We start from the raw sequence: 22,396 nt of genomic DNA, 5'->3' as shown, positions 1-22,396 counted from the left end.
TGAATAGATTCATATTGGCTGGAGGTTTAGATATGGGAAGAATAAAAACCAAGATTACCATTCTGTTAGTGCTTTTGCTTTTACTTGCAGGCGGTTATATGTACATAAATGATGTTGAGCTGAAGGATGTCCCGACAGCAATCGGACAAACCTTGTCCTCGGAAGAAGAGGAATACACCATCCAAGAATATAAAGTAACGACAATCGACGGCTCAGAGTATCATGGAGTAGCAGAAAACGGAACGAAAATCATCTTCAACGGAAAAAAATTAAATCAGGATTTATCTGATATAAAAGAAGGTGACAAGATTAAGGCATACTTCAGCAAATCAAAGCGGATCGATGGATTAATCAAGGTTGCAAAAGTGAATGATTAACAAAACATCACCTTTCAGATCGAAGGGTGATGTTTTTGTTTTTCTCAAATTGTAAGTTTATTTCATTGCGTACTTTTAGAAGGATCGCTATAATAGCCAATAAGGACAAATGAATAAAGATTGTATCCTTCGGGGCAGGGTGGAAATCCCGACCGGCGGTAGTAAAGCGAATTCGCTTTAGAGCCCGTGACCCGTGTGCATAAGCACGCGGTGGATTCAGTTTAAGCTGAAGCCGACAGTGAAAGTCTGGATGGGAGAAGGATGATGAGCCGCTATGCAAAAAGTTTAAAAATGCATAGTGTTATTTCCTATTGCGTAAAATACCTAAAGCCCCGGATTTTTCATAAATTCGGGGCTTTTTTTGACGGTAAATAACAAAAGAGGGGAGGTAAACAAATGGAAGAGTATTATATGGAACTGGCATTAGATCTTGCGAAGCAGGGCGAAGGACAGACCGAATCAAATCCGCTCGTCGGCGCTGTTGTCGTAAAGGACGGACAAGTTGTCGGAATGGGCGCCCATTTAAAATATGGGGAAGCTCATGCAGAAGTTCATGCTATCCATATGGCTGGAGCACATGCAGAGGGGGCCGACATTTACGTTACACTCGAACCGTGCAGCCATTACGGAAAAACACCGCCATGTGCAGAATTGATTATCAATTCTGGCATCAAAAGAGTGTTCGTGGCGATGAGAGATCCTAACCCGCTTGTGGCTGGAAGAGGGATCAGCATGATAAAAGAAGCCGGCATTGAGGTAAGTGAAGGCATCCTGCCAGACCAGGCGGAGAAGCTGAATGAAAAATTTCTGCACTTTATGAGGACAGGCCTTCCGTACGTCACACTAAAAGCGGCCGCAAGCCTTGATGGCAAGATAGCTACCAGCACGGGTGACAGCAAATGGATCACATCAGAGGCTGCAAGACAGGATGCTCAGCAATACAGGAAAACACACCAAAGCATTCTAGTCGGAGTTGGGACGGTGAAAGCCGACAATCCGAGCTTAACTTGCAGACTGCCGAATGTAACAAAACAGCCGGTTCGGGTTATACTTGATACCGTACTCTCGATTCCTGAGGACGCTAAAGTGATTTGCGATCAATTAGCGCCGACATGGATTTTTACAACGGCACGCGCAGACGAGGAAAAGAAAAAACGGCTTTCCGCTTTCGGAGTGAACATATTTACACTGGAAACAGAGCGCATTCAAGTTCCCGATGTTTTGAAAATCCTAGCGGAAGAAGGCATCATGTCGGTGTATGTGGAAGGCGGTTCAGCTGTTCACGGAAGCTTTGTCAAAGAAGGCTGTTTTCAAGAAATCATCTTCTATTTTGCCCCTAAACTAATCGGAGGAACGCTTGCTCCCAGCTTAATCTCCGGTGAAGGTTTTCAATCAATGAAAGATGTCCCCTTATTACAATTCACTGATATAACCCAAATCGGCCGTGATATCAAACTGACGGCCAAACCGACAAACGAGTAGGATGGTGACCATGTTTACAGGAATTATCGAAGAAACAGGCACAATCGAGTCCATGAAAAAAGCAGGGCATTCAATGGCCTTAACAATTACATGCTCAAAGATTTTAGAGGATGTTCATCTTGGCGACAGCATTGCAGTGAATGGTATTTGTCTGACTGTCACTGATTTTACAAAAAATCAATTCACTGTGGATGTTATGCCTGAAACAGTCAAAGCTACGTCACTGAATGATTTATCAAAAGGAAGCAAAGTAAATCTGGAAAGAGCGATGGCGGCAAACGGCCGTTTCGGAGGCCATTTCGTCTCAGGCCATGTCGACGGAACTGCGGAAATCACACGAATTGAAGAGAAAAGCAACGCAGTTTACTATGATTTAAAAATGGACCCGTCTTTAACCAAAACATTGGTTTTAAAGGGGTCAATTACCGTGGATGGCGTGAGCTTAACCATTTTCGGCCTGACAGAAGACACAGTGACGATTTCTTTAATACCGCATACGATCAGCGAAACGATCTTTTCAGAAAAAACGATCGGCTCTAAAGTGAATATCGAATGCGATATGATCGGAAAATATATGTATCGATTTTTGCATAAAGCCAATGAAAATAAGACCCAACAAACCATTACAAAAGCCTTCTTAAGCGAAAACGGCTTTTAGAGAGGAAGATTTGCATGTTTCATCCGATAGAAGAAGCACTTGACGCTTTAAAAAAAGGTGAAGTCATCATCGTTGTAGATGATGAAGACAGAGAAAATGAAGGAGACTTTGTGGCTCTAGCCGAGCATGCAACGCCGGAAGTGATTAACTTTATGGCGACACACGGAAGAGGACTGATCTGCACGCCTCTCAGTGAGGAAATTGCAGACAGGCTTGATCTTCACCCTATGGTTGAGCATAATACAGATTCTCACCATACTGCCTTTACCGTAAGCATAGACCATCGTGAAACGAAAACAGGTATCAGCGCTCAAGAAAGATCATTCACTGTCCAAGCTTTGCTGGACAGCAAATCCGTGCCATCTGATTTTCAGCGTCCCGGGCACATTTTTCCTCTGATTGCGAAAAAAGGAGGTGTCCTGAAAAGAGCGGGCCACACAGAAGCTGCTGTTGATCTTGCTGAAGCCTGCGGATCTCAAGGAGCCGGCGTCATTTGTGAAATTATGAATGAAGACGGAACGATGGCGAGAGTGCCTGAGCTCATTGAAATTGCGAAAAAGCATCAGCTGAAAATGATCACGATTAAAGATTTGATTCAATACCGTTACGATCTGACAACACTAGTCGAGCGTGAAGTTGACATTACGCTGCCTACTGATTTTGGCACATTCAAGGTTTACGGATACACAAATGAGGTAGATGGAAAAGAGCATGTCGCATTTGTGATGGGGGATGTGCCGTTCGGAGAAGAACCGGTATTGGTCCGGGTGCATTCAGAATGTCTCACAGGTGATGTGTTTGGGTCTCATCGCTGTGACTGCGGTCCGCAGCTTCACGCCGCGCTGACCCAAATTGCCGCAGAAGGCCGCGGAGTGCTTCTGTATTTGCGCCAAGAAGGACGAGGCATCGGTTTAATCAATAAATTAAAAGCTTATAAGCTTCAGGAACAAGGCTATGACACCGTCGAAGCCAATGAGGCGCTTGGATTCCTGCCGGATCTTCGCAACTATGGCATCGGTGCACAAATTTTACGCGACCTCGGTGTGCGGAATATGAAGCTTTTGACGAATAATCCGCGGAAAATCGCAGGCCTAGAAGGCTACGGACTCAGTATTTCAGAAAGAGTGCCGCTTCAAATGGAGGCGAAAGAGCATAATAAAAAATATTTGCAAACCAAAATGAACAAGCTGGGTCATTTACTTCATTTCTAATCACAAATATCACAAAAAAGGATGGGAATCATATGAATATCATACAAGGAAATTTAGTTGGTACAGGTCTTAAAATCGGAATCGTAGTAGGAAGATTTAATGATTTTATTACGAGCAAGCTGCTGAGCGGTGCAGAAGATGCGTTGCTCAGACACGGCGTAGACACAAATGATATTGATGTGGCTTGGGTTCCAGGCGCATTTGAAATACCATTTGCTGCGAAAAAAATGGCGGAAACAAAAAAATATGACGCTATTATCACACTAGGCACTGTCATCAGAGGCGCGACGACTCATTATGATTATGTCTGCAATGAAGCTGCAAAAGGCATCGCGCAAGCCGCAAACACTACTGGAGTTCCTGTCATCTTTGGAATTGTGACAACTGAAAACATCGAACAGGCTATCGAGCGTGCCGGCACAAAAGCGGGCAACAAAGGTGTAGATTGTGCTGTTTCTGCCATAGAAATGGCAAATTTAAACCGCTCATTTGAATAATTTGCTGAAAACAGTTTAAAAATATGGCGAAAATGATATAATGTGAGAAAACGGATCACCTATTCGTATCCGTTTAATAGCAGACTGGACATTTTGGATATAGAGGGGTTTTTATGTTAATTCGTTATAAAAAATCGTTTGAAAAGATTGCGATGGGACTTCTTTCGTTTATGCCGAATGAAAAAGACCTTAAGCAGCTTCAGCAGACAATTAAGGACTACGAAACGGATACAGACCGCCAGCTCTTTCTTTGGAAAGAGGACGAGGATATCGTCGGAGCAATCGGAGTCGAAAAAAAGGATTCTGAGGTAGAGATCCGGCATATCAGTGTGAATCCTTCTCATCGCCATCAAGGAATCGGAAAACAGATGATGGATGCTTTAAAGCATTTATTCAAAACGCAAGTGCTGGTTCCAAATGAATTAACGCAGAGCTTTTTCGAACGTTGTCAAGATCAGCAGGATCAAGACATTTCATACAATAATTAAGCAGAGGCTGTGATCAGCCTCTGCTTTTTTTTCTGCGTTCTATTTCTTTTTCACGTTCGCGGATGACGTCAGTTCGATCCCGCAAACGGTGTTTGTCGATAAGAAATGTGTCGCTAAGTGTGCTGGGCTGCCCCCATGTATACTTTTTATTCTTGCATTCGTTCCGGCAAGCTTCCTTTAATTTCTCATCTTTGATCGGCAGCATAATGCTTTTATAGGCAGAGCCGGTTTCAATTTGTTCATAAACCGTTTGCATAAGCTCGAGCAAACGCCCATGATCGAGCCCTAAGTCTTCGACTGCCTGGTGTTCTGCTTGAAGAACCCGGATGCTGTTCGCCATCAGTCTTTTGGCCCCGGCTGTATTCTGCCTTCTGTGATGATATAAAGCAACTGCAAGCTGAATAAAGCCGACCCAATAGCGTTTTCGTTTCTTTGGCGGATCTTCCTTCCAATATTCTTCTAATATTTCATGGCATTCAAAATAATCCCGTGTCGCGTGAAACTCAACGAGATAATCTATATAAGCTTTTGGATACAAGGTGCTTCCTCCTTTAATGTCTTTTAGTGTAACACAGGAAGGATAAAAGGAAAAAAGAACGCTCAGCCAACGCATTTCGCGTTTTGAATATTCTGTACAAACTGCTTCAAAACAGGAAATGAAATAGTATTGGACGAGAGCTTTTTGGTGGCTTATACTAAAGGGTAGCCAGTTTTACCGGCAATGAGAGTGATACTTGAAAATGGTGAGATGATGGAAGAATATCAAGTGAAAATTGATACGTTTGAGGGCCCATTGGACCTGCTGCTTCATTTAATCAATCGTCTTGAAATTGACATATATGATATACCTGTGGCGAAGATCACTGAACAATATTTATTATATGTACATACAATGCGCGTGCTTGAGCTCGATATTGCCAGCGAGTATTTGGTTATGGCCGCCACGCTGCTCAGCATTAAAAGCAGAATGCTGCTTCCGAAGCAAGAGGAGGAGCTTTTTGAAGATGAATTACTTGAAGAAGAGGATCCGCGTGAGGAACTGATTGAAAAGCTGATTGAGTATAGAAAATATAAAGATGCGGCGAAGGATTTAAAAGAACGGGAAGAAGAAAGACAAAAATCGTTCACGAAACCGCCGAGTGATTTGAGTGAATACGCAAAAGAAATAAAACAGTCTGAGCAAAAGCTCTCTGTTACGGTCTATGATATGATCGGGGCTTTTCAAAAAGTGCTGAAACGCAAAAAAATAAACAGGCCGATGGAAACGACGATTACCAGACAGGACATACCAATCGAAGACAGAATGAACGAAATCGTGCACAGCCTGAAATCAAGAGGAACGAGAATCAACTTTATGGACCTGTTTCCATATGAGCAAAAAGAACATTTAGTAGTGACCTTTCTAGCCGTTCTCGAGCTGATGAAAAATCAGCTGGTTCTCATTGAACAGGAGCAAAATTTTTCAGATATTTACATTACGGGGAGTGAATCCATTCATGGGGCTTGATATCGTGAATTGGAAAGCTATAGTGGAAGCCCTTCTTTATGCGGCAGGCGATGAAGGGCTCACAAAAAAGCAGCTGTTAACAGTGCTTGAAATCGAAGAGCCTGAGCTGAACACCATCATGGCGGAAGTGGCGGACGAATACCGCGGGGATACAAGAGGCATTGAACTGATTGAGTATGCAGATACGTACATGCTCTCTACCAAAAAAGACTTTGCACCTTACTTGAAAAAACTGATTGAAGTGCCGTCCAAGGGCCTTTCTCAAGCATCTTTAGAAGTGCTGGCCATTGTTTCATACAAACAGCCAATTACGAGAGCAGAAATTGAAGAAATCAGAGGAGTAAAATCAGAGCGGATTTTACACAGTCTCGTCGCGAAGGCGTTATTGTGTGAAGTGGGACGTGCTGACGGTCCGGGACGTGCCATTTTATACGGTACAACGCCGACTTTTCTTGAACAATTCGGTCTAAAAACACTGGACGAGCTTCCGCCGCTGCCTGAAAATGCGGAAGAAGACGTTCTTCAAGAAGAAGCAGATTTATTTTTTGAAAACTTTAACCAAACCTTCGAAGATATAAAATAGAAGTTTAATGAATCGCGCTTTTTCATCATCATAAGATATAAGGAAGAAGCTATCATGAAAGAAGCAAAATGTGAGAGACAAAGACATGAGGGGAAGATACCAAACGAAATGGGACATTCGATTGTGCGAGCGCAGACTCAAAAAACAGGCGAATTCTTATCAATGGTTGTCAATACCGTGAACGATTACCTAAATCAAACGACGCTTGAGTCCTTACAGGCTGAATTGCCTATTGAAAAAGGATACTGCTGTGATGTGCTGAGCACTTTGAGAAGAATGGCAGTATTTTGTGAAGGAGGCGCAGAAGCGTGCCGCCGTCTCCTGATGCAGGAGCCTTTTCAGGAAGCCAGAGCGGAAAAAACACTTTATAATGTGTATCACCAATGCATTGAAGAGTTCTTTATGCCGAAAAAAGACACGTGGTGTGAAAACAGCCGGGCGTCTTATACCGGGGTCAGCGCAATTGAGTTTTATCATGCTGTTCCTGCGTCGCTTGAGCAATTACTATTGCCGTTGAGCGCAGCCTTTCTGAAGATGAGGGAAGAGCTGGCTCATTACGAAGCGTCCGGATCAAGCATGGCGCCAATCAGATAACGTTTACTCTCCCTTTTTAAGGGAGAGTTTTTTTATGTTTGCTTCCAGAAATAGAATTGTTATTCATAACTGATGGACATGCGCATAAACTTGTACAAACCACCACAAGGACGTGAGCAAACATGCGCATTTTCAAAAAAGCAGTATTCGTGATTATGATTTCTTTTCTGATTGCAACTGTAAATGTGAATACAGCACATGCAGCTATAGATGTCAGTGCAAAAAGCGCGATCATTATCGACGGAGCGTCAGGCAGAGTGTTATTTGCCAAGGATGAGCATCAAAAAAGGCGTATTGCCAGCATCACAAAAATTATGACCGCCGTCCTCGCTATCGAATCCGGCAAAATGGATCAAACGGTGACGGTTTCGGCAAATGCTGTCAGAACAGAAGGTTCCGCCATTTATTTAACAGAAGGTCAAAAAGTGAAATTAAAAGATCTTGTGTATGGCCTGATGCTAAGATCAGGAAACGACGCCGCTGTCGCGATTGCTGAGCATGTCGGTGGGAGCCTCGATGGGTTTGTTTATATGATGAATCAAAAAGCCGAGCAGCTTGGTATGGAGAACACCCGTTTTCAAAACCCGCACGGATTGGACGACCATGAAAATCATTATTCAACAGCCTATGACATGGCCATTTTAACTAAATATGCTATGAAGCTGAAAGACTATCAAAAGATTTCAGGCACAAAAATATATAAAGCGGAAACGATGGAAAGCGTATGGAAAAACAAAAATAAACTGCTTACCATGCTTTATCCATACAGCACAGGAGGAAAAACAGGCTATACAAAACTTGCAAAACGGACACTGGTTTCAACGGCTTCAAAGGATGGCATTAACCTGATAGCCGTCACCATTAATGACCCTGATGATTGGGATGACCATATGAAAATGTTTAATTATGTGTTTGATCACTATCAAACCTATTTAATTGCAAAAAAAGGGGACATTCCAAAGCTGAAAGGCACATTTTATGAATCGAAGGCTTTTATCAAACGAGATATCACCTATTTGCTGAACGAAGAGGAAAAAGAAGATGTGAAAATTAATACCACGCTGCTCAAGCCAAAAAAAGCATGGGAAAAAGACGCCTCAAAAATTCCTGACATCGTAGGGCACATGGAGATCATGTTCAACAATGAAACCATCGCAAAAGTGCCAATCTATTATGAAAATGAACGTCATCAAAAACCGAAGAAACAATTTTTTGAAACGTTTAAGTCAATCTTTCTGAATGCGGCAGGCGGAGCAAAATGGTCAATGTAATTTGGGTCAGTTTAACTGTGATCGGACTTGTTTTTGCGATGTGCAACGGAACTCTGCAAGATGTAAATGAAGCCGTGTTTAAGGGTGCGAAAGAAGCCGTTACGATCTCATTTGGATTGATGAGCGTGCTTGTTTTCTGGCTTGGCTTAATGAAAATAGCTGAGCAGTCAGGGCTTTTGGATATTTTCAGCCGGATGTGCAGGCCTTTTATATCTAAGCTGTTCCCTGATATACCCCCGGATCACCCGGCGATGGGCTACATTTTATCTAATCTTATGGCGAATTTCTTCGGCCTCGGAAATGCAGCAACTCCGCTTGGCATTAAAGCAATGGAGCAAATGAAAAAACTGAATGGAGACCGATCGGAAGCAAGCCGGTCGATGATTACGTTTTTAGCTGTTAATACGTCCTGCATTACACTCATTCCGACAACGGTGATCGCTGTCCGGATGGCTTATTCATCCAAAACGCCGACAGATATCGTCGGACCAAGCATTTTGGCAACGCTCATTTCCGGAATCGGCGCTATTATCATTGACCGGTATTTTTATTATCGCCGCAAGAAGAAGGGGAGGTAAGCGGATGGAAATCATCAACTGGATGTCTTTAGCGATGATTCCGATCATTATTGCCGGCATACTTCTTTATGGGACAATCAAAAAGGTTCCCACATATGAATCGTTTGTCGAAGGAGGCAAAGAGGGGATAGAAATCGCCTTCTCCATTATCCCCTATTTAGTCGGAATGCTTGTCGCGATAACTGTTTTCCGATCATCAGGCGCGCTTGATTTTATAATGGATCTTTTAAAACCGGTTTTCTCCGCTATCGGCATCCCTGCTGAGGTGGTCCCGCTTGCTCTGATCCGCCCGATCTCCGGTACGGCCGCACTCGGAATGACGACCGATTTAATCGCAGTATACGGGCCCGATTCCTTTATCGGCAGGCTGGCTTCCGTCATGCAGGGATCTACAGATACAACGCTTTACGTACTGACAGTGTATTTTGGTGCAGTCGGTATTAAAAAAATGGGTGATGCATTAAAGGTGGGACTTCTTGCTGATTTAATCGGCGTAGTTGCATCAATCATCATCGTTACGTTATTATTTGGGAGCGCCTGAAAACGGCGTTTTTTTTAGATTTGGTATAGGGATTTGAAAAAGCTTGTTTGTTATGGTTGAAAAAAGTAAGATAATACTTGAGGTGAAAGACATGGAAAGACTGCAAAAAGTAATTGCTCATGCCGGAGTTGCGTCGCGCAGAAAGGCAGAAGAGCTGATTAAAGAAGGAAAAGTAAAGGTGAACGGCAAAGTAGTAACAGAGCTCGGTGTTAAGGTCACCGGTTCTGATCAGATTGAGGTAAACGGGTTAAAGGTTGAACGCGAAGAGCCGGTTTACTTTCTCTTATATAAACCGAGAGGCGTTATTTCTGCAGCGCAAGATGATAAAGGACGCAAAGTGGTGACGGACTTTTTTAAAAATATTCCGCAGCGCATTTATCCGATTGGGCGTCTGGATTATGATACGAGCGGTCTTTTGCTTTTAACCAATGACGGCGAATTCGCCAATAAGCTGATGCACCCTAAGTATGAAATAGACAAAACATACGTGGCGAAGGTAAAAGGAATCCCGCCTAAAGAGCTGCTCAGAAAGTTAGAGCGTGGAATTAGGCTGGAAGAAGGCAAAACAGCGCCTGCTAAAGCGAAGCTATTGTCTTTGGATAAGAAAAAGCAGACAAGCATTATTCAACTGACGATCCATGAGGGACGCAACAGACAGGTGCGCCGCATGTTTGAAGCGATCGGACATGAGGTAATCAAGCTGAAGCGTGAGGAATACGCGTTTTTAAACCTGCGAGGCCTGCACACGGGAGATGCCAGAGAACTTACGCCTCATGAAGTAAAAAGACTCAGAGCACTGGCGGAGCACGGTAAAAACGCTTTCTAAATTTCACATAAACTTCAAAAAGTAAGAAATGTGAAATGAACTTGCAATGATATAATTGAATGGATCTGCAATAGGGGGAAGGGGGCAGTGGACAATGAAGAAAAAAAGGCGATTATTCATTCGGACCGGCATCCTTCTCGTTTTAATCTGCGCACTTGGCTATACCATTTACAACGCTGTATTTGCCGATAAAGAGAGTATATCCGAAGGGTCCGACGCACCGAATTTTGTCCTTGAGGATACGAATGGGAAACGTATCGAGCTCAGTGACTTAAAAGGGAAAGGTGTTTTTTTGAATTTCTGGGGTACATGGTGTGAACCATGCAAAAAAGAATTTCCTTATATGGCAAACCAATATAAGTATTTTAAAGATCAAGGTGTTGAAATTGTCGCTGTAAATGTTGGGGAGTCAAAGATAGCAGTACATAATTTTATGAAATCCTACGGAGTCAATTTCCCGGTTGTTCTGGATACAGATCGCCAAGTGCTTGATGCCTACGACGTATCTCCGCTTCCGACAACCTTTTTGATCAATCCGGAAGGAAAAGTTGTCAAGGTGGTGACCGGCACTATGACAGAAAGCATGATACACGATTATATGAATCTCATAAAACCCGGAGAAGCTTCGGGATGAAGCAAGTCAAATGTGAATGCGGACATATAAACCCGGTCGGAACCGTTTTATGTGAATCATGCGGAAGGGCTCTCCAGGAAACCCAGCCTCCGCTCGCTGATATGAGATATGACGGAAGCGCAAGACGTTCGCAAACCTATAACAAAACAATTATCGATAAAATTTGGAATTTCTTTTCTTCGGTTAAAGTGGGAATATGGCTTATTGTCATAACCCTTGCTGCATCAGCGTTCGGCACCATTTTTCCCCAGGAAGCCTATCTGCCTCCGGGCGCACAGGCCGAGACTTATTACAAGGAGCAGTACGGCGTGTTTGGCCAGCTTTATTATTTGCTCGGGTTTCATCATTTATATGGTTCTTGGTGGTATTTGCTGCTCATTGCCTCGATCGGCATTTCGCTCGTGATTTGCAGCCTTGACCGTGTCATTCCGTTGTACAGAGCATTAAAAAACCAGGGCATCAGAAGGAACCCAGCTTTTTTAAGAAGGCAGCGCTTGTTCAGTGAAACGGCTACTGTACTGACCGAAGAAGCAAAAGAAAAGATAGTTGCCCTATTAAAGAAAAAACATTATAGAATCAGAGAAAAAGAGGGCAGCATTCTTGCTGAAAAAGGGCGTTTTTCCCGCTGGGGCCCGTATGTCAACCACATTGGATTGATCATCTTTCTGATTGGTGCGATGCTGAGATTTGTGCCAGGCATGTACGTCGATGAGACGCTTTGGGTCAGAGAAGGCGAAACCGCAGCAATTCCGGGTACAGACGGGAAATACTACTTGAAAAACAATCAATTCAGCGTAGAGACCTATAACAGCAAAACGGAAAAAAAGGTATTTGCAGATGCCATTGACAGAGTCGGGGACGGGAGAGTGGCAAAGAACTTTCAAACCGATGCCGTTCTCTACAAGAGAGAAGGAAAAATTGTTTATGGCGAAAAGCCGAAGCTGAAAAAAGTAACAGAAGAAGACATCCGTGTCAATCAGCCGCTGCGCTTTGATTCTTTTTCCGTTTACCAGGTGGATTATAAAGAAAATCAGCTTGACCAAATGGTGTTCCAGCTGATTGATAAAAAAACAAAAAAATCTTTTGGAAGCCTGAAGATTAACCTTCTGGATCCAGATTCGGTCTATGATCTTGGCAACGGTTACAAAGTGGAAATCGCCAGCTATCTGCCAGACTTCTATTTTAATCAGGACGGACAACCAAGCACGAAAACAAAAATCCCTAACAATCCGGCTTTTGTCTTTAATATCATAACGCCGGATAAACCAAAGGGTGAAAAGAGCTTTGTCGCCATCCAAGAAACCATCGAAGGATCAGGCAGCAATAAATACAAGCTGAAATTTGACCATGTCGAAACGAAAAACATTACGGGACTTACAGTCAGAAAGGATCTGACACTCTGGGTGCTTGCTGTCGGCGGAGCCATTTTTATGATCGGTGTCATTCAAGGTATGTACTGGCAGCATCGAAGAATCTGGCTGCACTCACAGGACGGCGCAGTCATGGTGGCGGGGCATACCAATAAAAACTGGTTTGGCCTGAAGAAGGATATAGCATTTATATTGGATGATTCCGGACTGGCTGAACCGGCGGACCAAAAAGAATTAATCAAAACACAGAAATAGGCGAAAAGGGAGTGATGTCATGGCAGAGCTGAGCGGAAATTTTCTTTATGCGGCCTTTCTTGTGTATTTAATCGCTGTCCCGATTTTCGGCGGGGCCATACGAGGAAATAAAGGTAAAAAGGGCAGGCAAAACCGATGGGCCAACATTGGAATCACCCTTTCTGTTGTTGGGTTTATTTGCCACCTTGGGTATTTCATCACAAGGTGGGCTGCCAGCGGCCATGCGCCGGTCAGCAATATGTTTGAATTCACCACCGCTTTTGGCATGATGCTTGTTTTGGCGTTTATTATTCTTTATTTTATTTATAGATTGCCTTCATTAGGCCTGTTTACGCTGTCAATCGCTTTACTGCTGATTGCCTACGCCAGCATGTTCCCGACAGATATCTCGCCTTTAATTCCTTCGCTCCAAAGCAATTGGCTGTATATTCACGTAACAACGGCCGCGCTTGGGCAAGCTATACTTGCCATCAGCTTTGTCGCTGGTGTCATCTTTCTTTTGAAGCATGTAGACCAGACAAAACCAAGTAAAAAAACCTTCTGGCTTGAAGCGATTATGTTTATCCTGGTCACAACCGTCGCCTTTATTGCGATTACATCAGCATTTCGTCTTGCGGGCTATGAAGCGGAGTTTAACTGGGTGGATAAAAATAAAGAAAAAAGCGTGATGGTGTACGAAATGCCTGCGCTTGTCGGTCCGCATCAGGGAGAGCTTTTGACCGAGGGGAGAATGGAACCGCTTGTTGATCTTCCCGCGCTTTTCTCAGGAAGAAAAGTGAACACTGTCATTTGGTCATTTGGAGCAGGTCTTGTGTTGTATGGGGCTCTCCGTCTGATCATCAGAAAAAGAATCAGCGCTCTTTTACATCCGCTTGTGAAAAACGTCAATCTTGATCTGGTGGATGAGGTTGGGTACAGGGCCGTATCAATCGGGTTTCCGGTCTTTACGCTCGGCGCACTGATCTTTGCGATGATTTGGGCTCAGCTCGCGTGGACGAGATTTTGGGGCTGGGACCCTAAGGAAGTATGGGCGCTGATCACGTTTTTGTTTTATGCCGCTTACTTGCATTTAAGACTGTCAAGAGGCTGGCACGGTGAGAAGTCAGCATGGCTGGCCGTAATCGGTTTTGCTATTATTATGTTTAATTTAATATTCGTAAATCTAGTGCTTGCCGGACTTCATTCTTATGCATAGTCCTTTGAAAGCGACACAGTTCTCAAACTTTCTCACGATTTGATAAAATGAAAGTAACAGAAGGAAAGCAGGGGGAAAACATGGACCAAACGAACGAAACAAAAATATTAGTAGTTGATGACGAAGCCAGAATTCGCCGCCTTTTAAGAATGTATCTTGAACGTGAAAATTATGTTATAGATGAAGCGGAAAATGGTGATGAAGCCATTGCCAAAGGGCTTGAAGCCAATTATGACCTGATTTTGCTTGATCTGATGATGCCGGGGACTGACGGAATTGAAGTGTGCCGGCAAATTCGCGAAAAAAAAGCGACACCCATTATCATGCTGACCGCAAAAGGAGAAGAAGCAAACCGGGTGCAGGGGTTTGAAGCGGGAACAGATGATTATATTGTTAAGCCGTTCAGCCCGAGAGAAGTCGTGCTGCGTGTAAAGGCCCTTTTGAGAAGAGCATCCCAAACCTCTTATTTCAATGCCAATACACCGACGAAAAATGTGCTCGTGTTTTCACATTTGTCTATTGACCATGATGCTCACCGCGTAACGGCTGATGGAACGGAAGTAAGCCTGACGCCAAAAGAGTATGAACTTCTATACTTCTTAGCGAAAACGCCTGACAAGGTGTATGATCGGGAAAAGCTTCTGAAAGAAGTGTGGCAATATGAGTTTTTTGGTGATTTACGGACAGTGGACACTCACGTCAAACGCCTGAGAGAGAAGCTGAACAAGGTATCTCCGGAAGCTGCGAAAAAAATTGTCACCGTATGGGGTGTAGGTTATAAATTTGAGGTCGGCGCTGAATGAAATTTTGGAAAAGCGTAGTAGGCAAGCTGTGGTTTACGATCCTTTCACTCGTCTTGATCGTATTGTTCATTTTAACGGTTCTTTTGCTGGAGTTTATTGAAAACTACCATGTGGAAGAAGCTGAGAATGATTTAACACAGCTTGCGAATAAAGTAGCTGTCATCTTGGAAAATCACGAGGACCAGGCACTGGCACGATCAATCACTTGGGAGCTCGCTGATAACTTAACAAGCATTGCCATCATCCAGGATGAGAAAAAGTACTGGTATTCTCCCAATGACAAAAATCGCCTGTCGTCTATTACGGTTGAGCAAATACAGCATGACAAAGACTTAAATAAAGCTCTCCGAGACCATAAAAAAGTAAGTAAACGAACGGGACTGAGTGATACAGATACGGATAATGAACGCTTGATTGTAGGTGTCCCGTATGAAAAAGACGGAAAAAAAGGCATGGTCTTTTTATCCCAGTCTTTGCTTGCCGTGAAAGATACAACAAAACATACGACCCGCTATATTTTTCTTGCCGCGGGGATCGCGATTGTGCTGACCACATTTTTCGCATTCTTTTTATCAAGCAGGGTCACGTACCCGCTCCGAAAAATGAGAGAAGGCGCGCAGGATTTGGCGAAGGGCAAGTTCGATACAAAAATCCCGATTTTAACCCAGGATGAAATCGGTGAACTTGCGACCGCTTTTAATCAAATGGGCCGGCAGCTTAACTTTCATATCAATGCGCTCAATCAAGAAAAAGAGCAGCTTTCTAACATTTTGAGCAGTATGGCTGACGGGGTTATTACCATTAATATTGACGGTACGATTCTTGTGACCAACCCGCCTGCTGAACGTTTTCTTCAGGCTTGGTATTATGAGCAGAACATGAATATCAAAGAAGGCGACAACCTTCCGCCTGAAGCAAAAGAACTGTTCCAAAATGCTGTCAGCACTGAAAAAGAACAAATGATTGAGATGACGCTGCAAGGCAGATCATGGGTGCTTTTGATGTCGCCGCTTTACGCGGAATCGCACGTCAGAGGAGCAGTTGCCGTACTGCGTGACATGACTGAAGAACGCCGCCTTGATAAACTGCGGGAGGACTTTATCGCAAATGTCAGTCATGAGCTGAGAACACCGATCTCTATGCTACAGGGATACAGTGAAGCGATTGTTGATGACATTGCAAGCTCTGAAGAAGACCGGAAAGAAATCGCCCAAATCATTTATGACGAATCGCTCCGAATGGGCCGACTAGTTAATGATTTGCTTGATTTAGCCCGAATGGAATCAGGCCATACAGGTTTGCATTATGAAAAAATCAATGTCAATGAATTTTTAGAGAAGATTATTCGGAAGTTTTCCGGTGTTGCTAAAGAAAAAGATATTGCTTTACATCATGACATTTCTCTCGCAGAAGAGGAATTTATGTTTGATGAAGACAAGATGGAGCAGGTATTTACCAATTTGATCGATAACGCGCTGCGTCATACTTCATCTGGCGGCAGTGTCTCCATTACAGTCCATTCTGTAAAGGATGGATTGAAAGTTGATATCAAAGACTCCGGATCCGGCATACCAGAAGAAGATCTGCCATTTATCTTTGAGCGGTTTTATAAGGCAGATAAAGCGCGGACAAGGGGCAGAGCAGGAACCGGTCTAGGGCTGGCTATCGTTAAAAATATCGTGGAAGCCCACAACGGATCGATTACTGTGCACAGCCGAATAGATAAAGGAACAACATTTACTTTTTATATTCCGACAAAACGGTAAAATCGAGTCTGAATTTGCCGAAGAATCTTGTTCCATAAGAAACACCCGCTGATTGAGCGGGTGTTTTTTTAATAGCCAACATTAATAAAATTTAAGGATATGTTAATATAAATTCCCTTCCAAATTCCAGTTTCTCGTAATATAGTTGTAATGTAACTTTTCAAGCTATTCATACGACAAAAAAGTGAACGGAGGGGTTTCAAATGGAAGAAACCTTTCAATTATTATATGATACATATCATCAAGATTTGTACCAATTTTTATTTTATATGGTAAAGGATAAAAACCAGACAGAAGATCTTCTTCAAGAGGTTTATATCCGTGTATTAAATTCTTATCATACGTTTGAAGGAAGAAGCAGTGAAAAAACATGGCTTTTGTCTATCGCACGCCATGTAGCGATAGACTGGTTCCGTAAACAGCAAACGATCAGACAGCGTATACTTGGCACATTTGACTGGGATACACAGGATGTCAGGGATCAGCAATTGCTTCCGGACGAACTTGCGGTTCAACATGAAAATGCCCGGGAAATTTATGCTGCACTTGATCAATGTACGATCGATCAAAGAGCTGTGATTATCTTGCGGTTTATTCAGGGATATTCAATACAGGAAACAGCCAAGGCTCTGCGCTTCTCGGAAAGCAAAGTAAAAACGACCCAACACAGAGGGCTCAAAGTACTTCGGAAACATATGGAGCTTTTGAGGGAGGAGCTAATGGATGATGAAGTCAGAATGGAACGAAGAACAGATAAAGGAGTTGCTAAGTCAACTTCCGGCAGTTAAAGACCATCGTTCGCCTCAGGATATTTACAAGCGGCTGACGATGGCAAAGCGTAAAAAAAAGCCCGCTGTCAGGTGGATTGGCCCCGCGTGTGCCGCTGCAATTGCGGTTTATATCGCCTTCATTATTTCTCCTCATTTCTTTGATCAGGCACAGCCTCAACAAAAAGAAGCGTCCCAAGAGCACGCAGTAACGAAAACTGAGACAGAAGACAGCCCAAAAGCTGCATCATCCCTGGATCAGACATCGTATGTTGTACCTGAAAAGGAACAAGACAATTACATCACTGTAGCGGTTGCTGATGCCGATACATCCGCAATCATACCCATCAGCATCCAAAAAACAAATGCATACCAAACGATACAGGATATGCTGTTTGTAAGTAGTGAATTGGATATCTTTGATCATGCCATTACGATTCCATCCTTCATAGATGAAGTAGAAATAAAGGAAAACCCAAAGCAGAAGGAATTAAGTGTACGAGTCCATCAGCCTATTACGGCTTTTTCTGTAAAAGATGATACACTATTAAAAAAATTGCTGAAAGAATCCTTAAAATGGAGTCCTTATGAAAAAATAAAATTTCTTTCGGATCAAAATGAGCCTGGGGTTCGGCTTGGCTCATATGGCACTTTTACGGAAATTTCGATTCCCAAACAGTCAAAACGATCCTACTACTTGTACCAAAATAAACAGGGACAAGACTTTCTCGTTCCGTCAAAAAATTCTTTTGATACAGTAAAAGAAGCAATTATGGAAATGGACTCGAGCAGTCAAGAAGATACGAGACCTCTTATTCAAGCGGGTGCTGTCCAATCTGTAACGAAGAAACAGAAACACTTATATATCCGCTTCTCAAAGGACTCAGAAGTTGATGATTCTATTGCCGGTATTTTAATGATTGAGGGACTACTTTTAACTGCAAAAGAGTTTGGTTTCACAGAAGTGACCTTTACGGAAACCAGAACGAAAAAAATCGGCAAATATGACATATCAGATGCAATACCGGTGCCAGCTGCTCCAAATCCGATTTTCTTAAACTAAAAAGGGCCTTTTGGGCTCTTTTTTAGTTGCTGTTCATATAATAGAAATTTTCAAAAAAAAGTTGTGCGTGTATAATAAAACAAGGTAACGATTGAAAGGATTTGAGACGAGTGAACGTGTTAACGATTAAAGGAGTTTCCATCGGAGAAGGGATGCCGAAAATCATCGTTCCGCTGATGGGAAAAACGGAAGAACAAATTTTGAATGAAGCAGAAGCTGTAAAACTTCTGAATCCGGATATTGTAGAGTGGCGAGTTGACGTATTTGAAAAAGCGAATGACAGAGAAGCGGTCACAAAGATGATTTCTAAGCTTCGTAAGTCTTTAGCGGACGAGCTATTTCTATTTACATTCAGAACCCATAAAGAAGGAGGAAGCCTGGAAATAGACGAAAGCTCCTATCTTGCTTTGCTGGAATCGGCAATCCAAACAAAAGACATCGATCTGATAGACATCGAATTATTTACAGGAGATGCACATGTAAAATCGTTAGTGTCACTGGCGGAAGAAAACAACGTCTATGTGGTGATGTCAAATCACGACTTTGAAAAAACACCTGCAAAAGATGAAATTCTTTCCAGACTTCGAAAAATGCAGGATTTAGGCGCGCATATTCCAAAAATGGCTGTCATGCCGAATGATACTGGAGATCTTTTAACGCTGCTTGATGCGACGTATACAATGAAAACAAAATATGCAGACCGTCCCATTATTACAATGTCAATGGCTGCCACAGGGCTCATCAGCAGGCTGAGCGGTGAGATTTTTGGATCGGCCTGTACTTTTGGCGCGGGAGAAGAGGCGTCGGCGCCAGGCCAAATACCTGTTTCTGAGCTAAGGAGTGTCTTAGACATTTTGCATAAAAACAACACACGAGAATAGAACAAAAAAAACTCAAGCTATATAGCTTGAGTTTTTTTGATTATGGTAGATCAATGAGCTTCACAGACACAATATCAGGGACATTTGTTAGTTCTTTCACAATTTTATCTTCCAGATGTCTGTCAAAGGAAAGCATCATGATGGCTTCTCCGCCTTTTTCCTTACGGCCAACCTGCATGGTTGCAATGTTAATATCGTTATCCCCGAGAATACGTCCTACTCGGCCAATAACACCTGTTGTATCTTGATGCTGGATATATACCAAGTGACCTGTCGGATAAAAATCGATATTAAATCCGTTGATCTCGACAATACGTTCCCCGAAATGAGGAATATACGTAGCCGTTACAGTAAAGGTGCTTCGGTCTCCTGTCACTTTTACGCTGATGCAGTTATCGTATCCAGATTCAGAAGAGGAAATTTTTTCACTGAAGCTAATGCCGCGTTCTTTTGCGACACCCCCGGCATTGACCTCATTAACAGTAGAGTCAACGCGCGGTTTTAAAAAGCCTGACAGAAGGGCTTTTGTAATGAACGATGTTTCAAGTTTGGCAATTGTGCCTTCATATTGAATGGCAACATCCTGTACCGGTTCTTTCATGCACTGTGATACAAGGCTGCCAATTTTTCCTGCAATTTGATGGTAGGGCTTAATTTTAGCGAATTCATCTTTTGTCATAGCAGGCAGGTTAATAGCTGACATAACAGGTAGACCTTTTGCGAACTGCAGAACTTCTTCTGACACTTGTGCCGCGACATTGAGCTGTGCTTCTTTCGTTGATGCTCCCAGGTGAGGAGTGGCAATGACTAATGGATGATCAACGAGTTTGTTGTCAACTGGCGGTTCAACTTCGAAAACGTCAAGCGCCGCTCCGGCAACATGCCCGCTTTCCAAAGCTTCGAGAAGTGCAGCTTCATCGATAATACCGCCTCGCGCACAGTTAATTAAGCGAACACCTTTTTTCGTTTTTGCAATCGTTTCTTTATTCAATAAGCCTTTTGTTTCTTTTGTTAAAGGCGTGTGAACAGTTATAATATCCGCACTTTCTAGCACTTCTTCAAATGTACGGCTGTTTACGCCGATTTTTTTCGCTCTTTCTTCCGTTAAGAAAGGATCAAAAACGTGCACAGTCATACCGAACGCTCTCGCACGCTGTGCAATTTCGCTTCCGATTCGGCCTAATCCTACAATACCAAGTGTTTTTCCATAAAGCTCTGAACCGACGTAAGCTGTACGGTTCCACTCTCTGGATTTCACTGAGATATTAGCTTGAGGAATATGTCTCATTAAAGAAGAGATCATCGCAAATGTATGCTCAGCTGTTGAAATGGTGTTGCCGTTCGGAGCGTTGATCACGATTACCCCGTGTTTAGTTGCCTCATCAATATCGATATTATCGACACCGACACCGGCTCTTCCGACAATTTTTAAAGAAGTCATTTTGTTGAAAAGGTCTTCTGTTACTTTTGTCGCGCTTCGCACCAAAAGAGCATCAAAAGTATGTAATTCATCTTCTGCATCTGCTACGTTCTTTTGAACGATTTCAATAAAGTCTGATTCAATAAGTGGCTGTAAACCGTCGTTGCTCATTTTGTCTGAGACCAATACTCGAAACATCGTTAGATTTCCTCCTAAATTGACAAACTAAATATCTGATAATTTAACATATTCTCAAAAGAGTGTCAACGTGTATTGACGCAGTAAAGGATAAAAGTAAAGCCTAATATATCAATGTTCTGACAGCTTATAGGCAATATTTATAATTTGAAGCAATTCTCTATACAGCCAACCAGTTATCGTTTATAATGGAACTAAATTTCATATGATCAATCTTCGGGGCAGGGTGAAATTCCCTACCGGCGGTGATGAGCCAATGGCTCTAAGCCCGCGAGCTGTTTTTACAGCAGGATTCGGTGAGATTCCGAAGCCGACAGTACAGTCTGGATGGGAGAAGATGGAGGTTCATAAGCGTTTTGAAATTAAAGTTTTCAAACGTTTCTTTGCCTAGCCTAATTTTCGAAACCCCGCTTTTATATTGAAGCGGTTTTTTTATTGGCTGGAAAAGGACCTTTCCGTTTTCGAGTAAGATGTGATCGAAAAGGAGAGAGTGAAGTGAAAGTAAAAAAATTAGTTGTGGTCAGTATGCTGAGCAGCATTGCATTTGTTTTGATGCTGTTAAATTTCCCGTTTCCGGGTCTTCCGGATTATTTAAAAATCGATTTTAGCGATGTTCCCGCTATTATTGCCATTCTGATTTACGGACCTTTGGCGGGTATTGCCGTAGAAGCGATAAAAAATGTTCTTCAGTATATCATTCAGGGAAGCATGGCAGGAGTTCCTGTAGGGCAAATTGCGAATTTTATTGCAGGAACACTCTTTATATTGCCGACTGCTTTCTTATTTAAAAAGCTCAACTCAGCAAAGGGCTTGGCTGTCAGCCTGCTTTTAGGAACTGCAGCGATGACCATTTTGATGAGTATTTTAAATTATGTTCTGATTCTTCCTGCTTACACGTGGTTTTTACATTCACCGGCATTATCCGACAGCGCGCTGAAAACAGCAGTCGTGGCGGGTATCCTGCCGTTTAACATGATAAAAGGTATTGTGATTACGGTTGTTTTCTCACTTATTTTTATCAAGCTTAAGCCATGGATTGAGCAGCAGCGAAGTGCACATATCCATTAAATAAAAAAGCTCCCGCCGGGGAGCTTTTTTTGTTACTTCTATTCAAATTTAAGCGGGTCGCCTTCAAATGGCTCATCCGCCACTTTGATGGAATCAGTAGGGCATCCTTCAAATGCGTCAATCATATCTTCTTCCAGTACCTCAGGAACTTCGACAACACCTTTGTTTTCGTCAAGCGTTACGAACGCGATGCCTTCATCATCGTAATCGTAAATGTCTGGTGCAGCAGCTCCGCAAGCGCCGCATGCAATACATGTATCTTTGTCTACGATTGTGTACTTTGCCATGAATAAAACCTCCCAGATTGTTCTTGGTGGAACAAATGGATCAATCTTTATAATTTAATCAATTTAACACCTATTC

General features: G+C 42.8%; 25 protein-coding genes and 2 riboswitches. Of the genes, 22 read left to right on the top strand and 3 right to left on the bottom strand.

The window, feature by feature from the left end; genetic code table 11:
• The first annotated feature begins 32 nt into the window (after positions 1-32).
• The 6 genes from C1T29_RS13235 (at position 33) to ribT (ending at position 4,713) form a co-directional block, all read left to right on the top strand.
• Positions 33-377 carry a hypothetical protein gene (locus C1T29_RS13235; protein ID WP_071580445.1) on the top strand — a complete coding sequence of 115 codons (345 nt, stop codon included), beginning with the start codon at positions 33-35 and terminating at the stop codon, positions 375-377.
• 121 nt (positions 378-498) lie between these two features.
• Positions 499-643: riboswitch (FMN riboswitch) on the top strand.
• Between the two features lie 130 nt (positions 644-773).
• Positions 774-1,859: a bifunctional diaminohydroxyphosphoribosylaminopyrimidine deaminase/5-amino-6-(5-phosphoribosylamino)uracil reductase RibD gene (gene ribD / locus C1T29_RS13230; RefSeq protein WP_103749608.1), complete on the top strand. Its 1,086-nt coding sequence runs from the start codon at positions 774-776 to the stop codon at positions 1,857-1,859.
• Positions 1,860-1,869: 10 nt separating this feature from the next.
• Positions 1,870-2,517 carry a riboflavin synthase subunit alpha gene (ribE, locus tag C1T29_RS13225; RefSeq protein WP_014664463.1) on the top strand — a complete coding sequence of 216 codons (648 nt, stop codon included), beginning with the start codon at positions 1,870-1,872 and terminating at the stop codon, positions 2,515-2,517.
• 14 nt (positions 2,518-2,531) lie between these two features.
• Positions 2,532-3,728, top strand: a complete 1,197-nt coding sequence (locus C1T29_RS13220) for a bifunctional 3,4-dihydroxy-2-butanone-4-phosphate synthase/GTP cyclohydrolase II (protein ID WP_103749609.1) — start codon at positions 2,532-2,534, stop codon at positions 3,726-3,728.
• A gap of 32 nt (positions 3,729-3,760) precedes the next feature.
• Positions 3,761-4,225, top strand: a complete 465-nt coding sequence (gene ribH, locus C1T29_RS13215) for a 6,7-dimethyl-8-ribityllumazine synthase (RefSeq protein WP_003223915.1) — start codon at positions 3,761-3,763, stop codon at positions 4,223-4,225.
• A 113-nt stretch (positions 4,226-4,338) separates the two neighbouring features.
• Positions 4,339-4,713, top strand: a complete 375-nt coding sequence (gene ribT, locus C1T29_RS13210) for a GNAT family N-acetyltransferase RibT (protein ID WP_014664461.1) — start codon at positions 4,339-4,341, stop codon at positions 4,711-4,713.
• 13 nt (positions 4,714-4,726) lie between these two features.
• On the opposite strand, the gene C1T29_RS13205 is transcribed toward ribT, so the two are convergent.
• A complete protein-coding gene (locus C1T29_RS13205) occupies positions 4,727-5,251 on the bottom strand; it encodes a DUF309 domain-containing protein (protein ID WP_071580449.1) in 525 nt (174 codons plus the stop codon).
• A gap of 213 nt (positions 5,252-5,464) precedes the next feature.
• Here C1T29_RS13205 and scpA point away from each other — a divergent pair, with 213 nt between their 5' ends.
• The 15 genes from scpA to aroD all read left to right on the top strand — a co-directional run bounded on the left by scpA (position 5,465) and on the right by aroD (position 19,347).
• Entirely contained in the window at positions 5,465-6,220 is a 756-nt protein-coding gene (scpA, locus tag C1T29_RS13200; RefSeq protein WP_014664459.1) for a segregation/condensation protein A, read from the top strand.
• Positions 6,210-6,803, top strand: coding sequence for an SMC-Scp complex subunit ScpB (scpB, locus tag C1T29_RS13195; protein WP_014664458.1), 594 nt, complete (start codon positions 6,210-6,212; stop codon positions 6,801-6,803). The genes scpA and scpB overlap by 11 nt, the downstream gene beginning before the upstream one ends.
• 54 nt (positions 6,804-6,857) lie before the next feature.
• Positions 6,858-7,397, top strand: a complete 540-nt coding sequence (locus tag C1T29_RS13190; RefSeq protein ID WP_014477219.1) for a YpuI family protein — start codon at positions 6,858-6,860, stop codon at positions 7,395-7,397.
• Positions 7,398-7,519: 122 nt separating this feature from the next.
• On the top strand, positions 7,520-8,668 hold the full coding sequence (gene dacB / locus C1T29_RS13185) for a D-alanyl-D-alanine carboxypeptidase DacB (protein ID WP_103749610.1): 1,149 nt from the start codon (positions 7,520-7,522) through the stop codon (positions 8,666-8,668).
• Positions 8,656-9,246: a spore maturation protein SpmA gene (gene spmA, locus C1T29_RS13180; protein WP_103749611.1), complete on the top strand. Its 591-nt coding sequence runs from the start codon at positions 8,656-8,658 to the stop codon at positions 9,244-9,246. Before dacB ends, spmA begins: the two co-directional genes overlap by 13 nt.
• 4 nt (positions 9,247-9,250) lie before the next feature.
• Entirely contained in the window at positions 9,251-9,787 is a 537-nt protein-coding gene (spmB, locus tag C1T29_RS13175) for a spore maturation protein SpmB (RefSeq protein WP_071580451.1), read from the top strand.
• A 91-nt stretch (positions 9,788-9,878) separates the two neighbouring features.
• Positions 9,879-10,613, top strand: a complete 735-nt coding sequence (gene rluB / locus C1T29_RS13170; RefSeq protein ID WP_014664454.1) for a 23S rRNA pseudouridine(2605) synthase RluB — start codon at positions 9,879-9,881, stop codon at positions 10,611-10,613.
• A gap of 94 nt (positions 10,614-10,707) precedes the next feature.
• Positions 10,708-11,247, top strand: coding sequence for a thiol-disulfide oxidoreductase ResA (resA, locus tag C1T29_RS13165; protein ID WP_095431499.1), 540 nt, complete (start codon positions 10,708-10,710; stop codon positions 11,245-11,247).
• A complete protein-coding gene (gene resB / locus C1T29_RS13160) occupies positions 11,244-12,872 on the top strand; it encodes a cytochrome c biogenesis protein ResB (RefSeq protein WP_071580452.1) in 1,629 nt (542 codons plus the stop codon). The genes resA and resB overlap by 4 nt, the downstream gene beginning before the upstream one ends.
• Positions 12,873-12,891: 19 nt before the next feature.
• Positions 12,892-14,067: a cytochrome c biogenesis protein ResC gene (gene resC, locus C1T29_RS13155; protein ID WP_069149802.1), complete on the top strand. Its 1,176-nt coding sequence runs from the start codon at positions 12,892-12,894 to the stop codon at positions 14,065-14,067.
• A gap of 80 nt (positions 14,068-14,147) precedes the next feature.
• Complete coding sequence (gene resD, locus C1T29_RS13150) at positions 14,148-14,870, top strand: DNA-binding response regulator ResD (protein WP_040082743.1); 723 nt, start codon at positions 14,148-14,150, stop codon at positions 14,868-14,870.
• Positions 14,867-16,636, top strand: a complete 1,770-nt coding sequence (gene resE, locus C1T29_RS13145; RefSeq protein ID WP_040082745.1) for a sensor histidine kinase ResE — start codon at positions 14,867-14,869, stop codon at positions 16,634-16,636. The genes resD and resE overlap by 4 nt, the downstream gene beginning before the upstream one ends.
• Positions 16,637-16,839: 203 nt before the next feature.
• Entirely contained in the window at positions 16,840-17,424 is a 585-nt protein-coding gene (gene sigX / locus C1T29_RS13140; RefSeq protein ID WP_069149801.1) for an RNA polymerase sigma factor SigX, read from the top strand.
• Positions 17,360-18,466 (top strand): GerMN domain-containing protein, encoded by a 1,107-nt coding sequence (locus C1T29_RS13135; RefSeq protein ID WP_103749612.1) that lies wholly within the window; start codon positions 17,360-17,362, stop codon positions 18,464-18,466. Before sigX ends, C1T29_RS13135 begins: the two co-directional genes overlap by 65 nt.
• Positions 18,467-18,576: 110 nt before the next feature.
• Entirely contained in the window at positions 18,577-19,347 is a 771-nt protein-coding gene (aroD, locus tag C1T29_RS13130; protein WP_103749613.1) for a type I 3-dehydroquinate dehydratase, read from the top strand.
• A gap of 40 nt (positions 19,348-19,387) precedes the next feature.
• On the opposite strand, the gene serA is transcribed toward aroD, so the two are convergent.
• Positions 19,388-20,965 carry a phosphoglycerate dehydrogenase gene (gene serA / locus C1T29_RS13125; RefSeq protein WP_014664444.1) on the bottom strand — a complete coding sequence of 526 codons (1,578 nt, stop codon included), beginning with the start codon at positions 20,963-20,965 and terminating at the stop codon, positions 19,388-19,390.
• Positions 20,966-21,173: 208 nt separating this feature from the next.
• Positions 21,174-21,308: riboswitch (FMN riboswitch) on the top strand.
• A gap of 152 nt (positions 21,309-21,460) precedes the next feature.
• On the opposite strand from serA, the gene fmnP reads away from it, so the two are divergent.
• Positions 21,461-22,033 (top strand): riboflavin transporter FmnP, encoded by a 573-nt coding sequence (gene fmnP, locus C1T29_RS13120; RefSeq protein WP_014664441.1) that lies wholly within the window; start codon positions 21,461-21,463, stop codon positions 22,031-22,033.
• A 38-nt stretch (positions 22,034-22,071) separates the two neighbouring features.
• Here the strand turns inward: fmnP and C1T29_RS13115 are convergent, their stop codons facing one another.
• Positions 22,072-22,320 carry a ferredoxin gene (locus C1T29_RS13115; RefSeq protein ID WP_003225461.1) on the bottom strand — a complete coding sequence of 83 codons (249 nt, stop codon included), beginning with the start codon at positions 22,318-22,320 and terminating at the stop codon, positions 22,072-22,074.
• Positions 22,321-22,396 lie beyond the last annotated feature (76 nt).

The organism is Bacillus sp. MBGLi79 (assembly GCF_002953915.1).
Note: the sequence above shows the minus strand (reverse complement) of the source record. Positions and strands in the feature narration are given on the sequence as shown.

Bases quoted from the DNA above. Each gene is read 5' to 3' on its own strand.
- scpA (WP_014664459.1), top strand. From the start codon at position 5,465: ATGGAAGAATATCAAGTGAAAATTGATACGTTTGAGGGCCCATTGGAC.
- resC (WP_069149802.1), top strand. From the start codon at position 12,892: ATGGCAGAGCTGAGCGGAAATTTTCTTTATGCGGCCTTTCTTGTGTAT.
- spmA (WP_103749611.1), top strand. From the start codon at position 8,656: ATGGTCAATGTAATTTGGGTCAGTTTAACTGTGATCGGACTTGTTTTT.
- sigX (WP_069149801.1), top strand. From the start codon at position 16,840: ATGGAAGAAACCTTTCAATTATTATATGATACATATCATCAAGATTTG.
- spmB (WP_071580451.1), top strand. From the start codon at position 9,251: ATGGAAATCATCAACTGGATGTCTTTAGCGATGATTCCGATCATTATT.
- dacB (WP_103749610.1), top strand. From the start codon at position 7,520: ATGCGCATTTTCAAAAAAGCAGTATTCGTGATTATGATTTCTTTTCTG.
- ribD (WP_103749608.1), top strand. From the start codon at position 774: ATGGAAGAGTATTATATGGAACTGGCATTAGATCTTGCGAAGCAGGGC.
- rluB (WP_014664454.1), top strand. From the start codon at position 9,879: ATGGAAAGACTGCAAAAAGTAATTGCTCATGCCGGAGTTGCGTCGCGC.
- resA (WP_095431499.1), top strand. From the start codon at position 10,708: ATGAAGAAAAAAAGGCGATTATTCATTCGGACCGGCATCCTTCTCGTT.
- ribE (WP_014664463.1), top strand. From the start codon at position 1,870: ATGTTTACAGGAATTATCGAAGAAACAGGCACAATCGAGTCCATGAAA.
- C1T29_RS13190 (WP_014477219.1), top strand. From the start codon at position 6,858: ATGAAAGAAGCAAAATGTGAGAGACAAAGACATGAGGGGAAGATACCA.
- ribT (WP_014664461.1), top strand. From the start codon at position 4,339: ATGTTAATTCGTTATAAAAAATCGTTTGAAAAGATTGCGATGGGACTT.
- serA (WP_014664444.1), bottom strand. From the start codon at position 20,965: ATGTTTCGAGTATTGGTCTCAGACAAAATGAGCAACGACGGTTTACAG.
- scpB (WP_014664458.1), top strand. From the start codon at position 6,210: ATGGGGCTTGATATCGTGAATTGGAAAGCTATAGTGGAAGCCCTTCTT.
- resE (WP_040082745.1), top strand. From the start codon at position 14,867: ATGAAATTTTGGAAAAGCGTAGTAGGCAAGCTGTGGTTTACGATCCTT.
- C1T29_RS13115 (WP_003225461.1), bottom strand. From the start codon at position 22,320: ATGGCAAAGTACACAATCGTAGACAAAGATACATGTATTGCATGCGGC.
- C1T29_RS13220 (WP_103749609.1), top strand. From the start codon at position 2,532: ATGTTTCATCCGATAGAAGAAGCACTTGACGCTTTAAAAAAAGGTGAA.
- resD (WP_040082743.1), top strand. From the start codon at position 14,148: ATGGACCAAACGAACGAAACAAAAATATTAGTAGTTGATGACGAAGCC.
- C1T29_RS13235 (WP_071580445.1), top strand. From the start codon at position 33: ATGGGAAGAATAAAAACCAAGATTACCATTCTGTTAGTGCTTTTGCTT.
- C1T29_RS13135 (WP_103749612.1), top strand. From the start codon at position 17,360: ATGATGAAGTCAGAATGGAACGAAGAACAGATAAAGGAGTTGCTAAGT.
- ribH (WP_003223915.1), top strand. From the start codon at position 3,761: ATGAATATCATACAAGGAAATTTAGTTGGTACAGGTCTTAAAATCGGA.
- resB (WP_071580452.1), top strand. From the start codon at position 11,244: ATGAAGCAAGTCAAATGTGAATGCGGACATATAAACCCGGTCGGAACC.